The organism is Hydrogenophaga taeniospiralis CCUG 15921, assembly GCF_001592305.1.
GTDB lineage: Bacteria > Pseudomonadota > Gammaproteobacteria > Burkholderiales > Burkholderiaceae_C > Hydrogenophaga > Hydrogenophaga taeniospiralis.
The window spans coordinates 395491-416225 of record NZ_BCWR01000001.1 but is presented as its reverse complement, the minus strand read 5'-3'; the positions used below and the strand labels follow the sequence as shown (position 1 = coordinate 416225).

Here is a 20735-nt window from a genome sequence, read left to right as displayed (position 1 = left end):
GCTGCGTGCGTTCCTGGCCGTGCGGTTTTCCGGCTCAGGGCGTGATCGCGCCCTGCAGCAACTCGAACAGGCTCTTGGGTCGGTCCGGTTCCGGGGCGGCCGGGGGGAGTGGGGGCGCGGCGTACTGCGTGCCGCCGGTGTCGGAAATGCTGCTGACCCAGTGGCCGCCCAGCCACTCGCTGTAGAGCCAGTCGTTGCCCGCGTACGCCAGCCCAGGGGGCGGCTCGACAGGGGGGGCCTCGGGCACATCCTTGAGGGCTGCGGCCATGTAGTCGACCCAGATCGGCAGGGCCAGCCGCCCGCCCGATTCGCGCTCGCCCAGGCTGCGTGGGTTGTCGAAGCCCATCCAGACTGCCGTGGCCAGCGTGGGCTGGTGGCCGACGAACCAGGCGTCCACCGCGTCGTTGGTGGTGCCGGTCTTGCCGAAGATGTCGGCGCGTTTGAGCGTGGCCTGGGCCCGGGCCCCGGTGCCCACACGGGCCACGTCGTTGAGCAGGCTGTTCATCACGAAGGCGTTGCGCGCGGGAATGGCGCGGTTGTCATCGGTCAGGGGCTTCGGTGGCGGTGCCTCGAACAGCACCTTGCCCTGGGCGTCGGTGATTTTTTCCACCACCACCGGCGCCACGCGCCAGCCGCCGTTGGCCAGCGTGGCGTAGGCCCGCGCCATCTGCAGTGGCGTGGCACTGCCGGTGCCCAGTGCCAGCGTGAGGTTGTCGGGCTGGCGCTGGGCCTCCAGGCCGAATCGGGTGACCCATTCGCGCGCGCGCTGCGTGCCCACGTGCTGCAGCACCCGCACGCTCGCCAGGTTGCTCGACTTCGTCAGCGCCTCGCGCAGGGTGATCGGGCCGGCGTGTTGACCGCTGCTGTTGTCCGGGCTCCAGCCGTTGGCCGCGGTGTAGGGCGTGTCGTCCACCAGGGTGGCGGGCATCACGCGCTCTTCCAGCGCGGCCGAATACAGCAGCGGCTTGAAGGCCGAGCCGGGCTGGCGCCAGCCCTGCGTCACGTGGTTGAAGGGCTGGCGAGTGAAATCGAAGCCTCCGACGAGCGCCCGCACGCGGCCGGTGTGGGTGTCCAGCGCCACCAGGGCGGCCTCGGCTTCGGGCCACTGCGAGATCGCCCAGGTGGGCTCGGTCTTGCCTTTGCCGTTGCCCGTGCTCACTACCCGCACGATGGAACCGCGCTCCAGCTTCAGCGGTGCCTGGGCCTTGGGCGCGAGCCCCGCCTGCGCCCAGCGCAGGCCGTCGCCCCGCAGGCTGATGCGCTCGCCGCTGGCGAGTTGCACCTTCAGCAGCTTGGGACTGGCCGCCAGCACCACGCCCACGCGCAGCGTCTCGTCGTCGGGGTGGTCTTTCAGCGCTTGCGCGGCCGCGCGCTCCAGTTCGGGACCGTCGTTGTCATCGGGCAGGGTTTCGTGGTCTTCCGGGCCGCGCCAGGCGCCACGGCGGTCGAAGGCCAGCACGCCGCGCTGCACCGCTTCGTGCGCTGCGCGCTGGTCGGCCGCGCGCAGCGAGGTGGTGACGCGGATGCCGCGGGAATAAGCCTCGGTGCCGAACCGTTCCACCACCACGCGGCGCGCCATCTCGGCCACGTGCCCGGCGTGCACGCTGCGCAGGCCTTGCGGGCGCAGCACGAGCTTTTCGGCACGGGCGGCGGCCAGTTGCTCGTCGGTAATCACGCCCACGGTGCGCATGCGCGAGAGCACCACGCGCTGGCGCTTGACCGCGCGCTCGAAGTTGCTCACCGGGTTGGCGTAGTAAGGGTTCTGCGGCAGGCCGGCGAGCATGGCGGTCTCGGCCAGCGAGAGCTGGTCCATGGGCTTGCCGAAATAGGTCTGCGCTGCCGCGGCAAAGCCGTAGGCCCGCTGGCCCAGGAAGATTTCGTTGAGGTAGATCTCCAGGATGCGGTCCTTGGAGATGGCCTGCTCCAGCTTGAGCGCGAGCACGATTTCTTTGGTTTTGCGCTCGGCGGTGAACTCGCGGGTGAGCAGCATGGTGCGCACCAGCTGCTGCGTGATGGTGGACGCCCCCTGCCGGCGTCCGCCGGTGAGCGCGGCCACCAGCGCGCGCGCCATGCCTTTGGGGTCCACTCCGGCGTGTTCGCGAAAGCGCGCGTCTTCCACGGCCAGCACCGCGTCCTGCAGCAGCTTGGGCGTTTGCGCCAGCGGCACGTATTCGCGCCGCTCGGCGCCGAACTGTGCGATCTCCACGCCGTCGGCGGTGAACACCTGCAGCGGCAGCTTGGGCGTGTAGTGGACGATGCGGTCCAGGGGCGGCAGCTCGAAGGTGGACGCCGCTGCGGGGGGCAGGGCGAGCGCGGTGGGCAGCAGCGCCAGGGCAAGCCATGTGCGGTGCGGGAAGAACTGGAACATGGGACGCAATTGTCCGGGATGTGTGTGAAGCGAATAAGGAGCGGCCGAAATTTCCGGTAACCGGGCGTGATTGTCGTGCCGGAGAGCCCTGGCCCGCTCTCCGGTAGAGTACGCCCCTCAAACGGTCCGCATTTTTGGGGGTAGCCTTGGCGGCCCCAAACTGCCGTGACCGACCCGGCTGCGGCCGCGGAGCTCCCTTTTCACACACCCACAGAATCGACATGAACGGTCCTATCGCCCTGACTCAACTTCCCCAGAAAAACATCTTTCGCGCAGGCGACGTGTTCGTGCTGTTTGGTGAACTGTTCGGCCGCGGCTACGCCAACGGCCTGGTCAACGAAGCGCGCCAGGCGGGCATGAGCATCATCGGCATCACCGTGGGCCGCCGCGAAGCCGACGGCACGCTGCGCCCGCTGACCGACGAGGAACTCGCCGCGGGCGAAGCCAACCTGGGCGGCAAGATCATCAACGTGCCGCTCATGGCCGGTTTTGACATGGACGCCCCCGCCGGCACCCCCACGCCCACGGAAATGCTGGGCAAGCTCACGCTCAAGACCTGGACCGAAGACAAGCTCGACTGGGACCACATCGCGACATGCCGCGAGATCGGCGTGGCGCGCTTCAAGACCTCGCTGGCCCAGGTCATGGCCACGCTCGACGGCATGATTCCCGACGGCCGCAACGTGTTTTTTGCCCACACCATGGCCGGCGGCATCCCCAAGGCCAAGGTCTTCCTCGCCATCGCCAACCGCGTCTACAAGGGCCGGGGCGATCGCCACCAGTCCTCGCAGGTGCTGCTCGACAGCGACCTGGGCAAGCTCATCCTGCAGAACTTCGACGAAGTCTCGGCCAACACCTTCGGCCACCTCATCGAAGCCAGCGCGGCCATCCGGGAGCGCGCCGAGCGCAGCGGCGGCCAGGTCTGCTACAGCGCCTACGGCTACCACGGCACCAGCATCCTCATCGGCGACGAGTACCAGTGGCAGACCTACAGCAACTACACCCAGGGCTACGCCAAGATGCGGCTGGAGCGCATCGCCCAGGCCGCGTGGGAGCAGGGCATTCGCGCCACGGTCTACAACTGCCCCGAGATCCGCACCAACTCGTCGGACATCTTCGTCGGCGTCGAACTGCCGCTGTTCTCGCTGCTGCGCGCGCTCAAGCGGGAAAACGGCGGCGCCTGGGCCGAAGCCCAGTGGCAGGCCTGCCGCGAGCTGCTGAGCGAGGCCGGCGCGCTCGACACGGTGATGCAGAGGATCGCCGACTTCTACGCCACCGACGTGATGAAGGGCTACGGCAACTTCGCCGCCTGGCCCATGCCCAACAGCCAGGGCCTGGCCGACCTGATGATCGGCGCCTCCGACGACATCGTGGCCATGCACAAGGAGCGCGGCGCGCTCATCACCGACTTGCTCAGCGCCCTGGTGATCGAAGCCTCCGGCGCCCTGATGTTCCGCGAGTGCTCGGCCCCCAGCGGCCCGGTGCTCTGGCTCAACCACGACATCATCGCCCGCCAGCTCAACCAGGCGCACGGCTGAGTCGTATCGGCGTTCCTTTCAAGAACGCCCGTATCACGGTATCAGCTTCAACGGCACCGGAGCGCTACCCGCAACGCAAGAAGAGGCCCAACCCAGGGCACCGCCGGGCCGGCTTTGCCGGACGGCCAGTGCCGCCCCCTGGGGGGTAGCGCGAAGCGCTGCGGGGGGGCTCAAACCGCTCCGCGAAACCGGGTGAGCGACTGCTTGCGGAACTCGCTCGGCGTCATGCCCTTGATTTCAAGGAAGCGGCGGTTGAAGTTGGCCACGTTGTTGAAGCCCACTTCGTAGCAGATGTGGGTGACCTGTTGCTCGCTGTCCATCAGCAGCTGGCAGGCGCGGCTGATGCGCACACGGTTGACGAAATCGGTGAAGGTGTTGCCGGTGGCGCGGCGGAAAAAGCGGCTGAAGCGGCTCTCGCTCATGCCAAGCGCGGCGGCCAGCGCGGCGGCCGAGTGTTCGTCGGCCAGGTGCTCGGTGATGCGGCTGACCACGGCGTCGATCTGGTCCAGCGAGGCGTCGTCGTCGGTGCTCTGCAGCTGCACGGCCGAGAGCAGCCGGTAGTCGGTGCAGGCCGCGAGATCGCACATGAAGTCGCAGAACGCGGTGAAACGGCGCAGGCCACGCGTGGCTTTCACCTTGTGCCAGTGGGCCTCGGCGGCGTCGGACAGGCCGAAGAATTCGATGCCGTGTTTGGCGCGCTCCAGCAGCGGCAGCACCTCGGCCAGCTCGGGGATGGTGTCGCTGGCGCGCACCAGCGGCTCGTGCGAAAACTGGATCACCAGATCACGCAGCGGCACACCGCCCTGGGGCAGGTCCATGCTGACCCAGTTGTGCGGCAGGCGCGGCCCGGTGAGCACCAACTGGCCGGGCTGGAACGGCCCGATCCAGTCGCCCACGAAGACCTTGCCGCTGGTGGCGGTGATCAGGTGCAGCTCGTATTCGTCGTGGTAGTGCCAGCGCGCCAGCGGGGTGGGGAAGCCGTGCGCGAGGCAGCGCACGAAACCCACCTCGGTCGGCGACTCGTAGCCCAGGTCGGGCGAGCGCGCGTACTCGTGTTCCAGCTCGGGCCTGAGCTGGCGCGGGGTGGCGTGCGTCTTGGCGGTCATGCTTCAGTTCATGACGTTACCACCGTCCACATTCAGCGTTTGCGCCGTGATGTACGAAGCCTCGTCGCTGGCGAGGAAAACCGCGGCGCCGCAGAGGTCAGTGGGGTCGCCCATGTGGCCCAGGGGCACGGCTTCGCCGACGCGCCTTTTCTTCTCGCCAATCGGCAGGTTCTCGTACTTGGCGAACAGCGCGTCCACGTCTTTCCACATGGGCGTGGCGATCACGCCGGGGGCGATGCCGTTGACGCGAATCCGGTGCGGCGCCATGGCGAGCGCGGCGCTCTGGGTGTAGCTGATGATGGCGGCCTTGCTCGCGCAGTAGTGCGACACCAGCGCCTCGCCGCGACGACCGGCCTGCGAGGCCATGTTGATCACCGCACCGCCCTGCACCTGGCTGGCCACCATGTGGGCCAGCACCTTCTGCATGACGAAGAACGCGCCCTTGACGTTGACCGCGAAGATCCGGTCGTACATGGCTTCATCGCTTTCCAGCAGCGGGGCCATGTCGAAGATGGCGGCGTTGTTGAACAGCGTGGTGATGGCGCCGAAGCGCGCGCTGGCCGCGTGGATCAGCGCGTCCACCTGTTCGGGCCGGGTCACGTCGGTGGGCAGGTACTGCAGGCTGTCGGGGTAGGCCTGGAGCAGCCGGGTGAGTTCGGCCGACGCGGTCTTGCCGATGTCGGCCACGGTGCAGCGCGCGCCCTGTTGCAGGTAGGCGGTGGCCACGGCCAGGCCGATGCCGCCCGCGGCGCCGGTGAGCAGGGCGTGTTTGTGGGTCAGTCGAAGGCTCATGGTGTCTGGTGGTCCGAAATGAAGGATTGAACGCGCGAGAAGGCATCGCGCAGGGCACTGACGAGGCGGGGATCGCTGGCCAGTTCGCCCCAGAGCGTGGGGTCGGCGGTGAAGGCGGCCACCGGGTCGGCGGCGTCGCAGATGGCGTGGGCCGCGGTCGGGTCCATGGCCTGGTCCTGGTAGGCGTAGGGCAGCGTGCCCTGGTGCCAGCGCTGCAGGCAGGCCAGGAAGAGGGCGGGCAGCAGGGCCACGCTGGCGATGCTCTCGCCGCGCGCGAGCCTGTCGCGGATGGTGGGCGCGATCATGCCGGGGATCTTGGCGAAACCGTCCATGGCCACGCGCTGGTTGGTGTCCTGGATGGCGGGGTTGCCGAAGCGGTCGAGCACCACGTCGCGGTAGGCTTCCAGATCGATGGGGCTGGGCAGCAGGACCGGGATCGCGTCGTCGGTCACGTAGTCGTGCGCCATCTTCCGGATGACCGGGTCGTGCGTGCCCTCGTGGATGTGGCGGTAGCCCGCCAGCGTGCCGGCCCAGGCGATGCAGCTGTGGGTGGCGTTGAGCAGGCGGATCTTGGCTTCCTCGTAGGGCAGCACCGAGTCCACCAGTTCCACGCCCACGCGCGCCCAGTCGGGCCGGCCGGCGATGAAGTGGTCTTCGATCACCCACTGGATGAAGCTCTCGCCCATGACCGGGGCGCGGTCGTCCCAGCCAGTGGCGGCCCGCACGCGCTCGGCCACGTCGGGCGTGGGGCGCGGGGTGATGCGGTCGACCATCGCGTTGGGGCTGGTGGTGTGGGTGCGCACCCAGTCGGCCAGCGCGGTGTCGCCCAGGGCTTCGATGAACTGCAGCAGGCCGCTGCGCGAGCGCTCGCCGTTGTGGCGCAGGTTGTCGCAGTTGAGCAGGGTGACGGGGCCGCTGTGCTGCCGCATGCGCGCGCGCAGCAGGGTGGCGAGCGCGCCGTAGAGCGTGTGGCCGGCCTGGCCGGCGCGTACCGCGGCGAGATCGGCGCGCAAGTCGGGGAAGCCGGGCCAGTCGAGGCGGTCGTTCGCGTCGAGGTAGTAGCCGGCCTCGGTGACGGTGAAGGAGATGATGCGCGTGGCCGGTGCTGCGGCCAGGGCGATCAGCGGCGCCAGATCGGCCTGGTAGGGCAGCACGCGGCGGATCGATTCGATGCGCGTGTAGCGGCGCTCGCCCTGCGGCGTGACGGTCTCCAGCGTGTAGGCGCCGCCCTGGGCCTGCAGCGCGGCCATGGTCTCGGGCATGTCGGGCCGCAGGTTGCCGGCCGCGATCACCCAGCGGGCGTCGCCCAGCTGGTGCAAGCGGTGCAGGTAGAGCGCCTGGTGGGCGCGGTGGAACGAGCCCAACCCCAGGTGCAGGATGGTCAGCTCGGCGGAAGAAGAAGGCGTGCTCATGGTGGCGATGGGAAGGCGCGGGTGTGGGGTCGGGAAAAGGGGTGGTGGCTCAGGCGGTGACCACGCGGCCGCTGCTGTCGAACCAGTGGGCCTGGCCGGTCGCCAGGTCCAGCGTCACGGCGTCGCCGGGGCTCAGGTGGGTGCGCTCGCTCTGGCGTGCCACCAGCTGCGCACCTTCGGTGGTGTGTACGTAGATCAGCGTCTCGGCGCCGAGTGCCTCCACCAGATCGACCCGGCCCCGCACCAGGCCTTGATCGTCCTGCCGCACCACCACCGTTTCCGGGCGCAGGCCGATCGAGCCGCCCTGGGCCGCGGGCGGCACCAGCGGCATCGCGGCGGCGGGCAGTTGCGCACTGGGCACCACGTTCATCTGCGGCGTGCCGATGAACTGCGCCACGAACTGGTTGGCCGGCTTGTCGTACAGCTCCAGCGGCGTGCCCACCTGTTCGATGACGCCGTCGCGCAGCACCACCACGCGGTCGGCCAGCGTCATGGCTTCCACCTGGTCGTGCGTCACGTAGATGGTGGTGGCGCCCAGGTCGCGGTGCAGCTTGGCGATCTCCACCCGGGTCTGGCCGCGCAGGGCCGCGTCGAGATTGGACAGCGGCTCGTCAAACAGAAATACCTTGGGCGCGCGCACGATGGCGCGGCCGATGGCGACACGCTGGCGCTGGCCGCCCGAAAGCTCCTTGGGCGTGCGCTGCAGGTAGGGCGTGAGGTTCAGGATGTCGGCCGCGCGATTCACCTTCTCGGCGATGACCTTGGGGTCCACCTTGGCGAGCTTGAGCGCGAAGCTCATGTTCTCGAACACGCTCATGTGCGGGTAGAGCGCGTAGCTCTGGAACACCATGGCGAGATCGCGCTTGCTCGACGGCAGGTGCGTGATGTCGCGGCCTTCGAGGCTGAGCGTGCCGCCGTCGATGTGCTCCAGCCCTGCGATCAGCCGCAGCAGCGTGGACTTGCCGCAGCCCGAAGGCCCGACGAAGACGATGAACTCGCCCGGCTGGATGTCCAGATCGATGCCCTTGATGGCGCGGTGTTCACCGAAGAATTTTTCGATGCCTTTGAGTTGCAGGTAGGCCATGTTTCTTGTCCTTTGGAGAGTCACTTCACAGCGCCAAACGTGAGGCCCTGAACGAGTTGTTTCTGGCTGAACCAGCCAAACACCACGATGGGCGCAATGGCCATGAGCGAGGCGGCGGAGAGCTTGGCCCAAAACAGGCCTTCGGGGCTGGAGTAGCTGGCGATCAGGGTGGCGAGCGTGCCGGCCTGGGCCGAGCTGAGGTTCAGGCTCCAGAAGGCTTCGTTCCACGAGAGCACCAGACACAGCAGACCGGTGGACGCGAAGCCGCCGAGCGACAGCGGCAGCAGCACCTTGGTGGCCTCCTGCCAGAGAGTGGCGCCGTCCATGCGAGCGGCTTCCAGGATTTCGTTCGGAATTTCCTTGAAGGCCGAATACAGCATCCACACCATGATGGGCAGGTTGGACAGCGTGAACACGATGATCAGCGCGAGCTGCGTGTCGAGCAGGTGGCTCTTCTGCGCCAGCACGTAGATGGGCACCAGCGCACCCACGGCGGGCATCATCTTGGTCGACAGCATCCACATGAGGATGTCCTTGTCGTGCCGGCCCTTGAAGAAGGCCATGGCGTAGGCCGCGGGCGCAGCGATGGCCAGCCCGAGCAGGGTGGACACCACGCTGGTGACCACCGAGTTCCAGGCGTAGTGCAGGTAGTCGCTGCGCTCCTGCACCTCGTGGAAGTTCTCCAGCGTGGGGCTGAAGAACAGCTCGGGCGGAATGGCGATGGCCTGCAGCTCGGTCTTGAACGCGGTCAGCAGCAACCAGCCCAGCGGGAAGAACAGCAGCAGGGCCACGGCCCAGGCGGCCACGGTGCGCACCGCGTAGGCGGGGGTGTAGGTGGATTGGCGTGCCATGGGGTGGGCCTTATTTATCGAGGTTCTTGCCGACCATGCGGATCAGGAAGATGGCGGCGATGTTGGCCAGCACGACGGCGAACAGCGCGCCGGCCGAGGCCACACCGGCGTCGAAGTTCAAGAGCGCCTGCTTGAAGATCAGAAAGGCCACGTTGGTGCTGGCGTCGCCCGGGCCGCCGCCGGTGGTGGTGTAGATCTCGGCGAACACGCTGAGCAAAAAGATCATTTCGATCATCACCACCACGGCCACCGAGCGGCCGAGGTGCGGGATGTAGAGGTAGCGCAGTTGCTGGCCGTAGGTGGCGCCGTCCATGCGCGCGGCTTCGAGCTGCTCGCGGTTCATGCTCTGCAGCGCGGTCATGAAGATCAGCGTGGCGAAGGGCAGCCATTGCCACGACACCATCACGATGATGGAGAACAGCGGGTGGTCGGTCAGCCAGTCCACCGGGGTGGCGCCAAAGAAGGCCCAGACCTGGGCCAGCACGCCGTAGATGGGGTTCATCATCATGTTCTTCCACATCAGCGCGTTGACCGTGGGCATGACGAAGAACGGGGAGATGAGCAGCACGCGCACCAAGCCGCGGCCGGCAAAGGGCTCGTTGATCAGCAAGGCAATGGCGATGCCGACGACCACGGTGATCAGAATCACGCTGCCGAGCAGCAGCAGGGTGTTCATCACCGCCGTGCCGAAGGACGGGTCGGTGACGAAGTATTCGAAGTTCTCCAGGCCGATGAAGCCGGTCTGGTCGGGCTGCATCAGGTTGAAGCGGATGACGCTGAAGTAGATCGTCATCACCAGCGGCACGATCATCCAGAGGAAGAGCGTGGCCACGGCGGGCGTAAGCAGCAGTCGGGGGAGCAGGCGGTTCATGGAGAGGCCCTGGTGGCAACGGAAACAGGGGAGTCAAACACCCTCTCCCGCACGCGGGAGAGGGTGTGAACAGCCCTCGCGCTTGTCGGCTTACTTGTAGTAGCCCGCCTTCTTCATCTCCCGCTCGGCCGCCACCTGGCCGGCCTTGAGCGCGGCGTCCACCGTGGTCTTGCCGGCGAGGGCGGCGCTCATCTGCTGGCCCACGGCGATGCCGATCGCCTGGAACTCCGGGATGGCGGCGAACTGCACGCCCACGTACGGGCTCTTGGGCAGGGTCGAATCGTTCGGGTTCGCGGTGTCGATGGCGAGCTTCTCCGCCGGCGCAAAGCGCGCGGCCTTCAGGAAGTCCGCGTTCGCGTAGGTGCTCTTGCGCGTGCCGGTGGGCACGGTGCCCCAGCCGTTGGTCTTGCCCACCAGGTTGATGTAGTCCTTGGAGGTGGCCCAGCTGATGAACTTCTGCGCCGCGTCCACCTTCTGCGAGCCGGCCGGAATGGCCAGCGACCAGGCCCAGAGCCAGTTCGCGCCCTTGGGCGTCACTTGCGTGGGCGCCTGGGCAAAGGCCATCTGGTCGGCCACCTTGGACTGCTTGGGGTCGCTCACAAACGAGGCGGCGATGGTGGCGTCGATCCACATGCCGCACTTGCCCGAGTTGGTCAGCGCCAGGATCTCGTTGAAGCTGTTGGCGCTGGAGCCGGGCGGGCCGTAGTTCTTCAGCAGGTCCACGTAGAAGGTGATCGCGTCCTTCCAGGGCTTGCTCTCCAGTTGCGGTTTCCAGCTCATGTCGAACCACTGGCCGCCGAAGGTGTTCACCAGGGTGGAGAGGAAGGCCATGTTGTCGCCCCAGCCCGGCTTGCCGCGCAGGCAGATGCCGTACACACCGGCTTTGGGATCGTGGATCTTCTTGGCCAGATCGGCGATCTGGGTCCAGGTCGGGCGCTCGGGCACGGTCACGCCGGCCTTGTCGGCCAAGTCCTTGCGGTACATCAGCATCGAGCTTTCGCCATAGAACGGCGCGGCGTAGAGCTTGCCGCTCACCGACAGACCGTTGCGCATGGCGGGCAGCAGGTCGTCCACGTCGTAGGCGGCGTCGGTCTTGAGCTCCTGCAGCCAGCCCTTCTTGCCCCAGATCGGGGTTTCGTACATGCCGATGGTCATCACGTCGAACTGGCCGCCCTTGGTGGCGATGTCGGTGGTGACGCGCTGGCGCAGCACGCCTTCTTCCAGAGTGACCCACTTGAGCTTGATGTCGGGGTTGGCGGCTTCGAAGTGTTTGCCGAGTTTCTGCATCTCGATCATGTGGCCGTTGTTCACGGTCGCGATCACGAGTTCGGTGGCGGCGTGCGCCATGCCGGCGCTCAGCAGAGCGGCCGTGAGAACGGAGGCGAGGCGGAATTTCACAGTTTGTCTCCTTGGGGGGATGGTGGATGCTCGTTCGACGGCCATCTCTGGACCGTGGAGGAATTCTCACCACCGCGCCTCGCACGATTTGTACGGAAAGAGGCAGGATGTGTACTCTCTTGCATTCAAAGCATGGGATTTACCCTAGGTGGCGGCGCAAAGTTTGTGTATTGGGCCTGGACGGTGGCCGGCACGATTCCCGAACCGCCGCGCACGCACCCGATCCGCACCGCCGAAGCGGCCGGTTGCCTGCAAACCCGACCGTCAGGACTGGGGCAGGGCCACCGTCTTCAGCCAGTCGCTGACCTGGGATTGCAGTTCACCCAGCGGTGCCGTGGCGTCCACCCGGAGCACACCGGGCTCACCGACAGGCGACTCCAGCGCGGCAAACTGGCTGTCCACCAGGCTGGCCGAGAAAAAGTGGGCCGAACGGGATGACACCCGGGCCTGTGCTTCCTCCCGCGTGAGGTCCAGAAACACGAAACGCAGGCCCGGGGAGGCCGCACGCAGGTGCTCGCGGTACTTGTGTTTGAGCGCCGAGCAGGTGAGCACCGCCCCGTTCGGTGAGGCCCCCAGTTGCTCGCCCAGCAGGGTCAGCCAGCCATCCCGGTCTTCGTCGGTGAGGGCGATGCCCTGGCTCATCTTGCTGCGGCTCTGTTCGCTGTGGTGGTCGTCGCCCTCGATCAGCGGCAGGACTTCCGCCCGGGCCACGGCAGCGCCCAGGCTGGACTTGCCACAGCCCGAGACCCCCATGATCACGATCGATGAGCCCATGCTTCAAGCCTTTCGCAGGGCGTCGAGTTCGGCGCGCGTGGGCAGGCCGTCGGCGTCGCCCGGGAACTGCACCACGCGGGCGCCGATGGCGTTGCCGCGTGCGGCGGCGGCGGCCGGGGTCAGGCCTTCGAGCAGGCCCGAGATCACGCCCACCGCGAAGCCGTCGCCGGCGCCCACCGTGTCCATCACCCGGGTCACTGGCACGCCGGCCACGTGGCCTCGCTCGGTCGGGGTGGCATAGAACGCACCTTCGGGGCCCAGCTTGACCACCACGCCTTGTGCGCCACGCTCCAGGTAGAAGTCGGCGATGCCCTGCACGCTGTCGCGCCCGGTGAGCAGCCGGCCTTCTTCGAGCCCGGGCAGCACCCAGTCGCTGAAGGTCGAGAGCTGGTTGAGACTGGCCACCATCTCGTCCTTGGAGCGCCACAGGGCCGGGCGCAGATTGGGGTCGAACGAGATCGACAGGCCCGCCGCGCGCGACCGCGCCGCCAGCTCCAACACCACCTCGCGCGTCGAGGGCGTGACGGCTACAAAGATGCCGGTCAGGTGCAGGTGCCGGGCGCTGGCGCAGTAGGCGCTGGAGAGCTCGCCGACCTGCATGTGGCTGGCCGCCGAGCCCTTGCGGAAATACTGGATCTGCGGGTCGCTGCCGTCGTCGCTGCGCGACTTGAGCATGAAACCGGTCGGGTGCTCGGCGTCCATCACCACCTGCTGGCGGTCAATGCCTTCGCGCGACAGCACGGCGGCGATGTGGCGGCCAAACAGGTCTTGCCCCAGGCGGGTGAGGTAGCCCACACGCAGGCCCAGGCGGGCCAGGCCGATGGCGACGTTGAGCTCGGCGCCCGCCGTGGTGCGGGCGAACGAGCTGGCGTCGTCCAGCGGGCCCGCCTGCTGCGCCGCGAACAGCACCATGGCTTCGCCGATGGTGATGACGTCGAGGGCCGGGTTCGGTGTGTTCATTCGAAACTCAGCACGACCTTCATCGACTGCGAACGGTCCGCGGCGAGCGCGAACGCGCGACCCGCGTCGCGGAAGGGCAGGGTGGCCGACACCAGTGGCTTCAGGTCCACCAGCCGCTGGTTGATCAGCGACACCGCCACGCCGAACTCCTCGTGAAAACGGAAGGCGCCGCGCACGTCGAACTCCTTGGCCACGATGGTGTTGAACGGCAGCGTCAGCTCGCTGCCCGAGAGGCCGAGCTGCACGATCAGGCCGCGCGGGCGCACCACGTCGAACGCAGCGCGCAGCGCGCTGGCGTTGCCGCTGGCCTCGAACAGCACGTCGAACTGGCCCTTTTCGGCGGCGTATTCGGCCAGCTCACCGGGCGCCTCGGCCACGTTGATGACCCGGTCCGCGCCCACGGCGAGCGCCTTGCGCAGCGGTTGCGGCACCACGTCGGTGGCCACGATGTGGGTTGCACCGGCGCGGCGTGCGGCAATGATCAACATGCCGCCGATGGGGCCACAGCCCGTGATCAGCACCTTGCGGCCCAGCAGCGGGCCGGCGCGGTTCACCGCGTGCAGCGCCACCGCCAGCGGCTCGGCCATCGAGCCTTCGGCGTCGGAGATGCCGTCGGCCAGCGGATAGGCCTGGGCGGCGTTGATCACCAGTTCCTGGCGGAACGCGCCCTGCACGTGCGGCATGCGCATGGCGCTGCCGAAGTAGCGCATGTCCAGGCAGTGGTTCTGCAGGCCGAGCTGGCAGAAACGGCACTGCCCGCAGGCGTGGCTGGGGTTGACGGCGACGCGGGCGCCCACGGCGAGGTGCTTCACGTCGGGCGCCACCTCGTCCAGCACACCGGCCACCTCGTGGCCCAGCACCATGGGCTGCTGGATGCGGATGGCGCCGAAACCACCGTGCTGGTAGTAGTGCAGATCGGAGCCGCAAATGCCGCCGGCGCGCACCCGCACGCGAACCTGGCCGGGGCCGACGGCGGGGGTGGGGACATCTTCGACCCGCAGGTCGAGGGGGGAGTGAATGACAAGAGCTTCCATGAGGGGTCTGCTGTAGGGGGGTGAGAGGGGAGGGCGGTGTTCAGCGCGTCATCATCTGCAGCGGCCACATGACGATCTGCGGGAACACCACCAGCAGGAACATGACGAGGGCCTGCGCCACCATGAAGGGCCACACGCCTTTGATCGCGCCGCTCATGGGGATCTTGGCGACGCCGCACACCACGTTGAGCACGGTGCCCACCGGGGGTGTGACGAGACCGATGGCGTTGTTCATGATGAACAGCACACCGAAGTACACCGGGTCGATGCCGGCCTGGCGCAACACCGGCATCAGCACCGGCGTCATGATCAGCACCGTGGGCGTGAAGTCCAGCGCGGTACCCACCACCAGCACCAGGATCATCAGCACGAAGGTCAGCAGCATCTTGTTGTCCATCAGCGGCTCGACCAGTTCGACCAGCTGCTGCGGTATGTCGGCCGTGGTGATGAGCCAGGCCGAGACGCCCGCCGCCGACACCAGGAACATGATCACTGCCGTGGTTTCGGCCGCGCGGTAGAACAGGTGGAACAGCTGTTTGAGCTTGATCTCGCGGTAGATCACCGTGCCCACGAACAACGAATACACCGCCGCGATCACGGCCGCTTCGGTGGGGGTGAAGATGCCGAACTTCAGGCCGCCGATGATCACGATGGGCAGCATCAGCGCCCACAGGGCTTCGCGCGTCGCTTTCATGCGCTCGGCGGTGCTGCGCTTGGGCTCGGCCTGCACCTTGTCGTGGCCGATCGACCAGCGCCAGGCCAGCATGATCGCCATGCCCATCAGGATGCCGGGCACGATGCCGGCGATGAAGAGCTTGGTGATCGACACGCCGCCGGTCACGCCGTACAGGATCATCGCGATCGACGGCGGGATCACCGGCGCGATGATGCCGCCGCACGCGATCAGGCCGCAGGAGCGGTTCACGTTGTAGCCGGCGTTGCGCATCATGGGCACCAGCACGGCGGCCAGCGCCGCGGTGTCGGCCACGGCGGAGCCCGACAGCGAGGCCATGATCACGGCGGCCATGACGGCCACGTAGCCCAGGCCGCCCCGGATGTGGCCGACCCACGACATCGCCATCATGATGATGCGGCGCGTCATGCCGCCGGCGTTCATGAACTCGCCGGCCAGCATGAAGAAGGGCACGGCCAGCAGCGGGAAGCTGTTGGCGCCGTCCCACATGTTCTGGATCACGATCTGGGGGTCGGTGACGCCCATGTAGAACATCATGACGATGCCGCAGCCGATCAGCGCGAAGGCCACCGGCATGCCCAGCGCCATCAGGCCGAGCAGGGAAGCGATGAAGACAAAGATGGTCATGACTTCATCCCACCGTTGCCCTGGTGAGCCGCCGACTGGGCCGCCATCTCCCGTTCGGCCTCCAGCGCATCGCTCATGCCCTCTTCGTGCACGTCGATCAGCTCATCGTCAGACACGGTGCCCGCGATGAGTCGCACGAGGTTGGACAGGCAGATCAGGCCGATGGCCGATCCCGTCAGATAGCTCACGCCGAAAACCCACAACATGCTCAGCTGTGCCACCGGCGAGGCGTTGCCTTCGATGATCTCGTGTTGCAGCCAGGTGCCGTAGACGATGTACACGCAGCACACCAGCATCACGGCCTGGCTCAGGCCCCAGCACACCTTGCGCCCGAGCACGGGCAGGGCCTGCACCAGGATGTCCACCCCGAGGTGAGCGCGGCGGCGCGCGCCGACGATGGCGCCGAGGAAGGTCATCCAGACAAACGCGAAACGCGGGATCTCCTCCGAGAGGTCGATGCCAGTGTTGAAGAACAGCCGCAGGATCACGTTGCCGAACACCATCACCAGCATGACCACCAGGCACAGCACCATCACGACCTCGAGCGCGCGCGTCAGGTGGTCGGCCAGGGCCTTGAACGTTTTTCCCATGGGAGTCCCCGGGTTGAATGAAGGGAAGAAAGCCGGGTGGGTCGCATGGCCCACCCGGTGCTCCGGGCCTTATTTGGCGGCGCGGGCCTTGTCGATCTCGGCGTAGAAGCCCTTGACGAAGTCCTCGCCGATGATCGGAGCGAACTTGGCGACCACGGGCTTGACCTTCTCCTGGATGCGGGCGAGCTCGGCCGGGCTCACGGTGTTCATGGTCACGCCAGCGGCCTTGAACTTGGCCACCACGTCGTTGTCACCCTCGTCCAGCAGCTTGCGCTGCAGCAGGCCGGCTTCGGTGGCGGCTTTCTGGATGCCCGCCTGATCGGCCGGAGAGAGCGTGTCCCAGAACTTCTTGGAGGCCACCAGCGCCACCGGCGTGTACACGTGGTTGGTCACCGAGATGAACTTCTGCACTTCCTGCATCTTGTTGGAATACATGTGCACCAGCGGGTTTTCCTGGCCGTCCAGCGCCTTGATTTCCAGCGCCGGGAACACCTCGGCAAAAGCCATGGGCACGGCGTTGGCACCGATGGTCTTCCAGGTTTCCAGCGCCACCGGGTTGGCCATCACGCGGATCTTCAGGCCCGCCACGTCTTCCAGCCGGTTGACGCTGCGTTTGCTGTTGGACAGGTTGCGAAAGCCCATGCCGGTCCAGGTCAGGCCCACCAGACCGGCGGGTTCGATCTTCTGGAAGATCGCCTTGGACGACGCGCCGTCGAGCACCGCGTAGACCTCTTTCTCGTTCTGGAACATGAAGGGCAGGTCCCAGACCTGCACTTCCTTCACGCGGGTCGACAGCGGCGCGAGCGTGCCGATGTACAGCTCCTGCGTGCCCGACTGCACGGCCTGCAACTGCTTCTCGTCGCTGCCCAGCACGCCGCTGTGGTAGGCCTGCACCTTCACGTTGCCCTTGGTGTAGGCGGTGGCCAGTTCGGCGAACTTGTTCATGGCCACGGCCTGGGGGTGGGTCTCGGGCATGGCGTGGCCGATCTTGGCCTTGACTTCGGCCAGCGCGGCGGTGGAGCACAGCGCGAGCGCGGCCCCCACCATCAGGGTCAGGCGGCGCAGGGTGAAATGGGATGAGGTTCTGGATGTCATGCGGTTGTCTCCTGCTTGGTGTGGTGAGGAAGTTGGCGGTGCAGGCCCAAGTACCTGCGCCGCCGCGAAAACAGAGGGCTCAGGGGGTCTGCAGCGTGCCGTCGATCAACCGGGTCTGCGTCCAGGTGGTCACCCCGGCGTCGCACGGGTACTTGGCCGCTTCGGCTTCGTTGATGTCCACGCCCAGGCCGGGCTGGTCGTTGGCGTACACATAGCCCTGGCGGAACTCGGGCAGGCCCGGGAACACGTCGAGCAGCGCCTCGCGCGGCCCCTTGAGTTCCTGGATCACGAAGTTCGGCGGCTCGGTGCCCGACCATTCCTGCACGCCGAAGTTGCGCGCCGCCAGGTCGATGTGGATGTTGGCCGCATGCGCCAGCGGTGACATGTCGCCCGGGCCGTGCCACGCCGTGCGCACGCCGTACTGCTCGGCGAACAGCTGCAGTTTGCGGCCCGGCGTGATGCCGCCGACCTGGCTCAGGTGCACGCGGATGAAATCGATCAGCCGCTCGGCGATCAGGCCGCGCCACTCGAAGGGGTGGTTGAACAGCTCGCCCTGCGCCAGCGGGATGCTGGTCTTGTCGCGCAGCTGGCGCAGCCACTCGCCTTCTTCCAGCGCGATCGCGTCTTCCAGGAAGAACAGGTCGAAAGGCTCGAGCGCCTGAGCGAAGCGGATCGCGTCGATGGGCTTGAGCCGCTCGTGCACGTCGTGGCAGAGCTCCACATCAAAGCCCACGTGGCTGCGGAGGTGGTCGAACATCCTGACCGTGTCGCGCATGTATTTGCGCGCGTCCAGGTACACGCCGGCCGGCGCACGCTCGGGTGCGTTGCCGGGCGCGGCGCCGAAGCCACCGCCGCCGTAGCCGCCGCTCTGGCAGCGGATGTGGGTGATGCCCTGCTCGCGGTACCTCTGGATGTTGTCGCACAGCTCGCTCAGGGAGCCGCCGTCGGCGTGGCGGTAGATCGGCACGCCCTCGCGCACCTTGCCACCGAACAGCTGGTACAGCGGCATGTTGGCCAGCTTGCCCTTGATGTCCCACAGAGCCATGTCGATGCCCGAGATGGCGTTGTTCTCGATGGGGCCGTTGCGCCAATAGGCGTTCTGGTGCATCAGCTGCCAGAGCTCTTCGATGGCGTGCGCATCGCGCCCCACCACCAACGGCTTGAGGTACTGCTCGACCAGGCACTTCACGGCCAGGTGGCGGTAGGCGAAGGTGGCGCAGCCCAGGCCGTAGAGGCCCGGCTGGTTGGTCTCGACCTTGACCACCATGAGGTTGATGCCTTCGGGGGCGGTCAGGATGACCTTGACGTCCGTGATCAGCGTGGACATGGGTGGGTCTCGTGGCTTTTTTGGGCGCTGTCGGGTGCGGTTCAGAGCACCGACAGCCAGCCACCGTCCACATAGATGATCTGGCCGTTGACGTAGTTGGAGGCAGCAGAGGCAAGGTAGATGGCGGTGCCCACCAGCTCCTCGGGCTGGCCCCAGCGCTGCGCCGGGTTGCTGCTTTTCACCCAGGCGTCGAAGCTCGGGTTGTTCACCAGCGCCTCGTTCATGTCGGTCAGGATGTAGCCGGGGCCGATGGAGTTGGCCTGGATGTTGAACTGCGCCCACTCCGCCGCCATCGCCTTGGACAGCAGCTTGATGCCGCCCTTGGCCACCGCGTAGGGCGCCACCGTGGCGCGCGCGGCCTCGCTGGTGAGCGAGCCGATGTTGATGATCTTGCCGCCCTGGCCGCGCGCGATCATGCGGCGCGCCGTGGCCCGGCCCACCAGGAAGGCGGCGGTCAGGTTGGTGTCCATGACACGCTGCCAGTCGGCCAGGGCCAGCTCGACCATGGGCTGGCGGTGCTGGATGCCGGCGTTGTTGATCAGGATGTCGATGGCCAGACCCTGCTGGTCAAAGCCGGCAAAGGCCGCTTCCACCGAAGCCTCGTCCGCCACGTCAAAGGCCGCACCCACCGCGTCCAGCCCCTGGGCCTGGAGCTTCTTCACGGCTTCTTCCACCACCGCCGCCTGGCGGCTGTTGACGATGACTTTCGCGCCCGCCTCGGCCAAGCCCTGGGCAAGGGCAAAACCGATGCCGCGGGAGGAGCCGGTGATCAGGGCGGTGCGACCGCTGAGGTCGAACAGGGAGGGGGTGGCGTTGGAATTCATGGCGGCGAATATATAATACGTATGATGTTTGATGAGTCATGGAAAACCCTAGGTCATCGGATGCTTCGGCGTCGTTGATACTCTGGATATGACCTGGGTGGTTGTGCGCCCATATGTCATACCTCATATAAACAAGAGCCATGAATCCACGATCCACTGCGCCACGCGCCACTTTCCAGGAACAGGTTCTGGACACGCTGGGCCGGGAAATCTGTTCGGGCCAGATCCGGCCCGGGCAATTGCTGCCGCCCGAGGCCGATCTGTGCGCGCGTTTCGGCTTCAGCCGCATCGTGATCCGCGAGGCCATCAAGTCGCTGGCGGCCAAGGGCCTGCTGGAGGTGACGCGGCGGGTAGGCACCCTGGTGCTGGAGCCCACGCGCTGGAACCTGTTCGACCCGGACATCATCTTCTGGCGCGGCGAGTCCGCCGTGTTCGACCCCGTGCTCTCGCGCGACCTCATGGAGATGCGCCGCGTCATCGAGCCGGCGGCCGTGCGCATGGCCGCGCTGCGCGCCAGCGATGAGGACCGCCGCAATCTGCGCTCGGCTTACATGGCCATGGCGCGCGCCGTCGCCGGCAAGGGCGACTACGTGAAGGCCGATCTGGCCTTTCACAACACCATCCTCTCGGCCTGCGGCAACCAGTTCGTGCGCCAGATGCAGGACGCCATGTCCGCACTGCTGCGGGTCAGTTTCGACGTGATCACCACCAAGCCGGGCGGGCCGGCGCACTCGCTGCCGCTGCACGAGGCCGTGTGTGTGGCCATCGAGCAGGGCGACGCGGAGGCCGCCGAGCGCGCAGCGCTGATCCTGATCGACGGGGCCGAAGAAGACCTGCGCGAGCTGGTGCCGGTGCGCGCGCTGGAGGTGCGTTCCGCGCCTGCGGTTGCGCAGGTGACCCGCTGAGTGGCTGCTGCCACCCAGTTGTCAGCAGGCTCACGTAGGCTTGCGGCATCTTCAGCAGACCACGACCCACCATGACCAGCCAACGCATTCACGATTTGCTTAGCGACATCCGCCTCACCAGCGAGACCCACTTCCAGCTGGTCTCGCAACTGCGCGCGCTCATTCAGAAAACCGTGCCGACCGCGACGGACGAGGTCAAGTACGGCGGCTTTCTGTTTTCGGCGGACGGTATGCCGTTCTGCGGCGTGTTTGCGTACAGCGCCCACGTGTCCCTGGAGTTCGGGCACGGTGCGGCCATGTCCGACCCGCACAAGGTCTTGCAGGGCTCGGGCAAGCTGCGTCGCCACATCAAGCTCACCAGCATAGAGGACATCGCGGTCCAGCATGTGGCGCCCTACGTTCCACTCGCGCTGGAAGCTGCGCGGCACGCCTGACCCGCGCGGGGGCGTGCCTCGAACGGCACCTATGATCACGGAGTGACGCAC

Annotated in this window: 19 protein-coding genes; 3 read left to right on the top strand and 16 right to left on the bottom strand. The window is 67.2% G+C overall.

Translation table 11 applies throughout. The annotated features are described in order from the left end of the window. Positions 1-34: 34 nt before the first annotated feature. The gene (locus HTA01S_RS01925; RefSeq protein WP_068166864.1) at positions 35-2368 is read right to left on the bottom strand and encodes a penicillin-binding protein 1A; all 2334 of its coding nucleotides are present in this window, start codon (positions 2366-2368) and stop codon (positions 35-37) included. Positions 2369-2589: 221 nt separating this feature from the next. Between HTA01S_RS01925 and HTA01S_RS01920 the strand changes: the two genes are divergently transcribed. Beyond that, complete coding sequence (locus HTA01S_RS01920) at positions 2590-3906, top strand: enoyl ACP reductase FabMG family protein (protein ID WP_068166863.1); 1317 nt, start codon at positions 2590-2592, stop codon at positions 3904-3906. A 170-nt stretch (positions 3907-4076) separates the two neighbouring features. On the opposite strand, the gene HTA01S_RS01915 is transcribed toward HTA01S_RS01920, so the two are convergent. The 15 genes from HTA01S_RS01915 to HTA01S_RS01845 form a co-directional block, all read right to left on the bottom strand. Beyond that, positions 4077-5012, bottom strand: coding sequence for an AraC family transcriptional regulator (locus HTA01S_RS01915; RefSeq protein ID WP_068166862.1), 936 nt, complete (start codon positions 5010-5012; stop codon positions 4077-4079). Positions 5013-5015: 3 nt separating this feature from the next. Further along, on the bottom strand, positions 5016-5804 hold the full coding sequence (locus tag HTA01S_RS01910; RefSeq protein ID WP_068166861.1) for an L-iditol 2-dehydrogenase: 789 nt from the start codon (positions 5802-5804) through the stop codon (positions 5016-5018). Beyond that, entirely contained in the window at positions 5801-7216 is a 1416-nt protein-coding gene (dalD, locus tag HTA01S_RS01905; protein WP_068166860.1) for a D-arabinitol 4-dehydrogenase, read from the bottom strand. The genes HTA01S_RS01910 and dalD overlap by 4 nt, the downstream gene beginning before the upstream one ends. A 49-nt stretch (positions 7217-7265) precedes the next feature. After that, positions 7266-8300, bottom strand: a complete 1035-nt coding sequence (locus tag HTA01S_RS01900) for an ABC transporter ATP-binding protein (protein ID WP_068166859.1) — start codon at positions 8298-8300, stop codon at positions 7266-7268. Positions 8301-8320: 20 nt separating this feature from the next. Continuing rightward, positions 8321-9151 carry a carbohydrate ABC transporter permease gene (locus tag HTA01S_RS01895; RefSeq protein ID WP_068166858.1) on the bottom strand — a complete coding sequence of 277 codons (831 nt, stop codon included), beginning with the start codon at positions 9149-9151 and terminating at the stop codon, positions 8321-8323. A gap of 10 nt (positions 9152-9161) precedes the next feature. After that, complete coding sequence (locus tag HTA01S_RS01890; RefSeq protein ID WP_068166857.1) at positions 9162-10022, bottom strand: carbohydrate ABC transporter permease; 861 nt, start codon at positions 10020-10022, stop codon at positions 9162-9164. A gap of 90 nt (positions 10023-10112) precedes the next feature. Further along, on the bottom strand, positions 10113-11369 hold the full coding sequence (locus HTA01S_RS01885) for an ABC transporter substrate-binding protein (RefSeq protein WP_157571950.1): 1257 nt from the start codon (positions 11367-11369) through the stop codon (positions 10113-10115). Positions 11370-11684: 315 nt separating this feature from the next. Continuing rightward, the gene (locus HTA01S_RS01880) at positions 11685-12194 is read right to left on the bottom strand and encodes a gluconokinase (RefSeq protein WP_245637965.1); all 510 of its coding nucleotides are present in this window, start codon (positions 12192-12194) and stop codon (positions 11685-11687) included. A 3-nt stretch (positions 12195-12197) separates the two neighbouring features. Next, complete coding sequence (locus HTA01S_RS01875) at positions 12198-13154, bottom strand: sugar kinase (protein ID WP_068166855.1); 957 nt, start codon at positions 13152-13154, stop codon at positions 12198-12200. After that, complete coding sequence (locus HTA01S_RS01870; protein WP_068166854.1) at positions 13151-14188, bottom strand: L-idonate 5-dehydrogenase; 1038 nt, start codon at positions 14186-14188, stop codon at positions 13151-13153. Before HTA01S_RS01870 ends, HTA01S_RS01875 begins: the two co-directional genes overlap by 4 nt. Before the next feature lie 40 nt (positions 14189-14228). After that, complete coding sequence (locus HTA01S_RS01865) at positions 14229-15509, bottom strand: TRAP transporter large permease (RefSeq protein WP_068166853.1); 1281 nt, start codon at positions 15507-15509, stop codon at positions 14229-14231. Then, complete coding sequence (locus HTA01S_RS01860) at positions 15506-16099, bottom strand: TRAP transporter small permease (RefSeq protein ID WP_068166852.1); 594 nt, start codon at positions 16097-16099, stop codon at positions 15506-15508. Before HTA01S_RS01860 ends, HTA01S_RS01865 begins: the two co-directional genes overlap by 4 nt. A gap of 69 nt (positions 16100-16168) precedes the next feature. Next, positions 16169-17194: a TRAP transporter substrate-binding protein gene (locus tag HTA01S_RS01855; RefSeq protein ID WP_068166851.1), complete on the bottom strand. Its 1026-nt coding sequence runs from the start codon at positions 17192-17194 to the stop codon at positions 16169-16171. Between the two features lie 79 nt (positions 17195-17273). Beyond that, positions 17274-18521 (bottom strand): enolase C-terminal domain-like protein, encoded by a 1248-nt coding sequence (locus tag HTA01S_RS01850; protein ID WP_068166850.1) that lies wholly within the window; start codon positions 18519-18521, stop codon positions 17274-17276. Between the two features lie 41 nt (positions 18522-18562). After that, positions 18563-19345: an SDR family oxidoreductase gene (locus tag HTA01S_RS01845; RefSeq protein ID WP_068166849.1), complete on the bottom strand. Its 783-nt coding sequence runs from the start codon at positions 19343-19345 to the stop codon at positions 18563-18565. Positions 19346-19485: 140 nt separating this feature from the next. On the opposite strand from HTA01S_RS01845, the gene HTA01S_RS01840 reads away from it, so the two are divergent. After that, complete coding sequence (locus HTA01S_RS01840) at positions 19486-20250, top strand: FadR/GntR family transcriptional regulator (RefSeq protein WP_068166848.1); 765 nt, start codon at positions 19486-19488, stop codon at positions 20248-20250. 71 nt (positions 20251-20321) lie between these two features. Beyond that, positions 20322-20684 (top strand): DUF1801 domain-containing protein, encoded by a 363-nt coding sequence (locus HTA01S_RS01835; RefSeq protein WP_068166847.1) that lies wholly within the window; start codon positions 20322-20324, stop codon positions 20682-20684. The last annotated feature ends 51 nt before the right edge of the window (positions 20685-20735 follow it).

Coding starts and splice junctions, on each gene's coding strand:
- HTA01S_RS01860 (WP_068166852.1), bottom strand. CDS start 16,099: ATGGGAAAAACGTTCAAGGCCCTGGCCGACCACCTGACGCGCGCGCTC.
- HTA01S_RS01840 (WP_068166848.1), top strand. CDS start 19,486: ATGAATCCACGATCCACTGCGCCACGCGCCACTTTCCAGGAACAGGTT.
- HTA01S_RS01890 (WP_068166857.1), bottom strand. CDS start 10,022: ATGAACCGCCTGCTCCCCCGACTGCTGCTTACGCCCGCCGTGGCCACG.
- HTA01S_RS01910 (WP_068166861.1), bottom strand. CDS start 5,804: ATGAGCCTTCGACTGACCCACAAACACGCCCTGCTCACCGGCGCCGCG.
- HTA01S_RS01900 (WP_068166859.1), bottom strand. CDS start 8,300: ATGGCCTACCTGCAACTCAAAGGCATCGAAAAATTCTTCGGTGAACAC.
- HTA01S_RS01875 (WP_068166855.1), bottom strand. CDS start 13,154: ATGAACACACCGAACCCGGCCCTCGACGTCATCACCATCGGCGAAGCC.
- HTA01S_RS01845 (WP_068166849.1), bottom strand. CDS start 19,345: ATGAATTCCAACGCCACCCCCTCCCTGTTCGACCTCAGCGGTCGCACC.
- HTA01S_RS01850 (WP_068166850.1), bottom strand. CDS start 18,521: ATGTCCACGCTGATCACGGACGTCAAGGTCATCCTGACCGCCCCCGAA.
- HTA01S_RS01865 (WP_068166853.1), bottom strand. CDS start 15,509: ATGACCATCTTTGTCTTCATCGCTTCCCTGCTCGGCCTGATGGCGCTG.
- HTA01S_RS01835 (WP_068166847.1), top strand. CDS start 20,322: ATGACCAGCCAACGCATTCACGATTTGCTTAGCGACATCCGCCTCACC.
- HTA01S_RS01915 (WP_068166862.1), bottom strand. CDS start 5,012: ATGACCGCCAAGACGCACGCCACCCCGCGCCAGCTCAGGCCCGAGCTG.
- HTA01S_RS01920 (WP_068166863.1), top strand. CDS start 2,590: ATGAACGGTCCTATCGCCCTGACTCAACTTCCCCAGAAAAACATCTTT.
- HTA01S_RS01895 (WP_068166858.1), bottom strand. CDS start 9,151: ATGGCACGCCAATCCACCTACACCCCCGCCTACGCGGTGCGCACCGTG.
- HTA01S_RS01870 (WP_068166854.1), bottom strand. CDS start 14,188: ATGGAAGCTCTTGTCATTCACTCCCCCCTCGACCTGCGGGTCGAAGAT.
- HTA01S_RS01925 (WP_068166864.1), bottom strand. CDS start 2,368: ATGTTCCAGTTCTTCCCGCACCGCACATGGCTTGCCCTGGCGCTGCTG.
- HTA01S_RS01885 (WP_157571950.1), bottom strand. CDS start 11,369: ATGGCGCACGCCGCCACCGAACTCGTGATCGCGACCGTGAACAACGGC.
- HTA01S_RS01855 (WP_068166851.1), bottom strand. CDS start 17,194: ATGACATCCAGAACCTCATCCCATTTCACCCTGCGCCGCCTGACCCTG.
- dalD (WP_068166860.1), bottom strand. CDS start 7,216: ATGAGCACGCCTTCTTCTTCCGCCGAGCTGACCATCCTGCACCTGGGG.
- HTA01S_RS01880 (WP_245637965.1), bottom strand. CDS start 12,194: ATGGGCTCATCGATCGTGATCATGGGGGTCTCGGGCTGTGGCAAGTCC.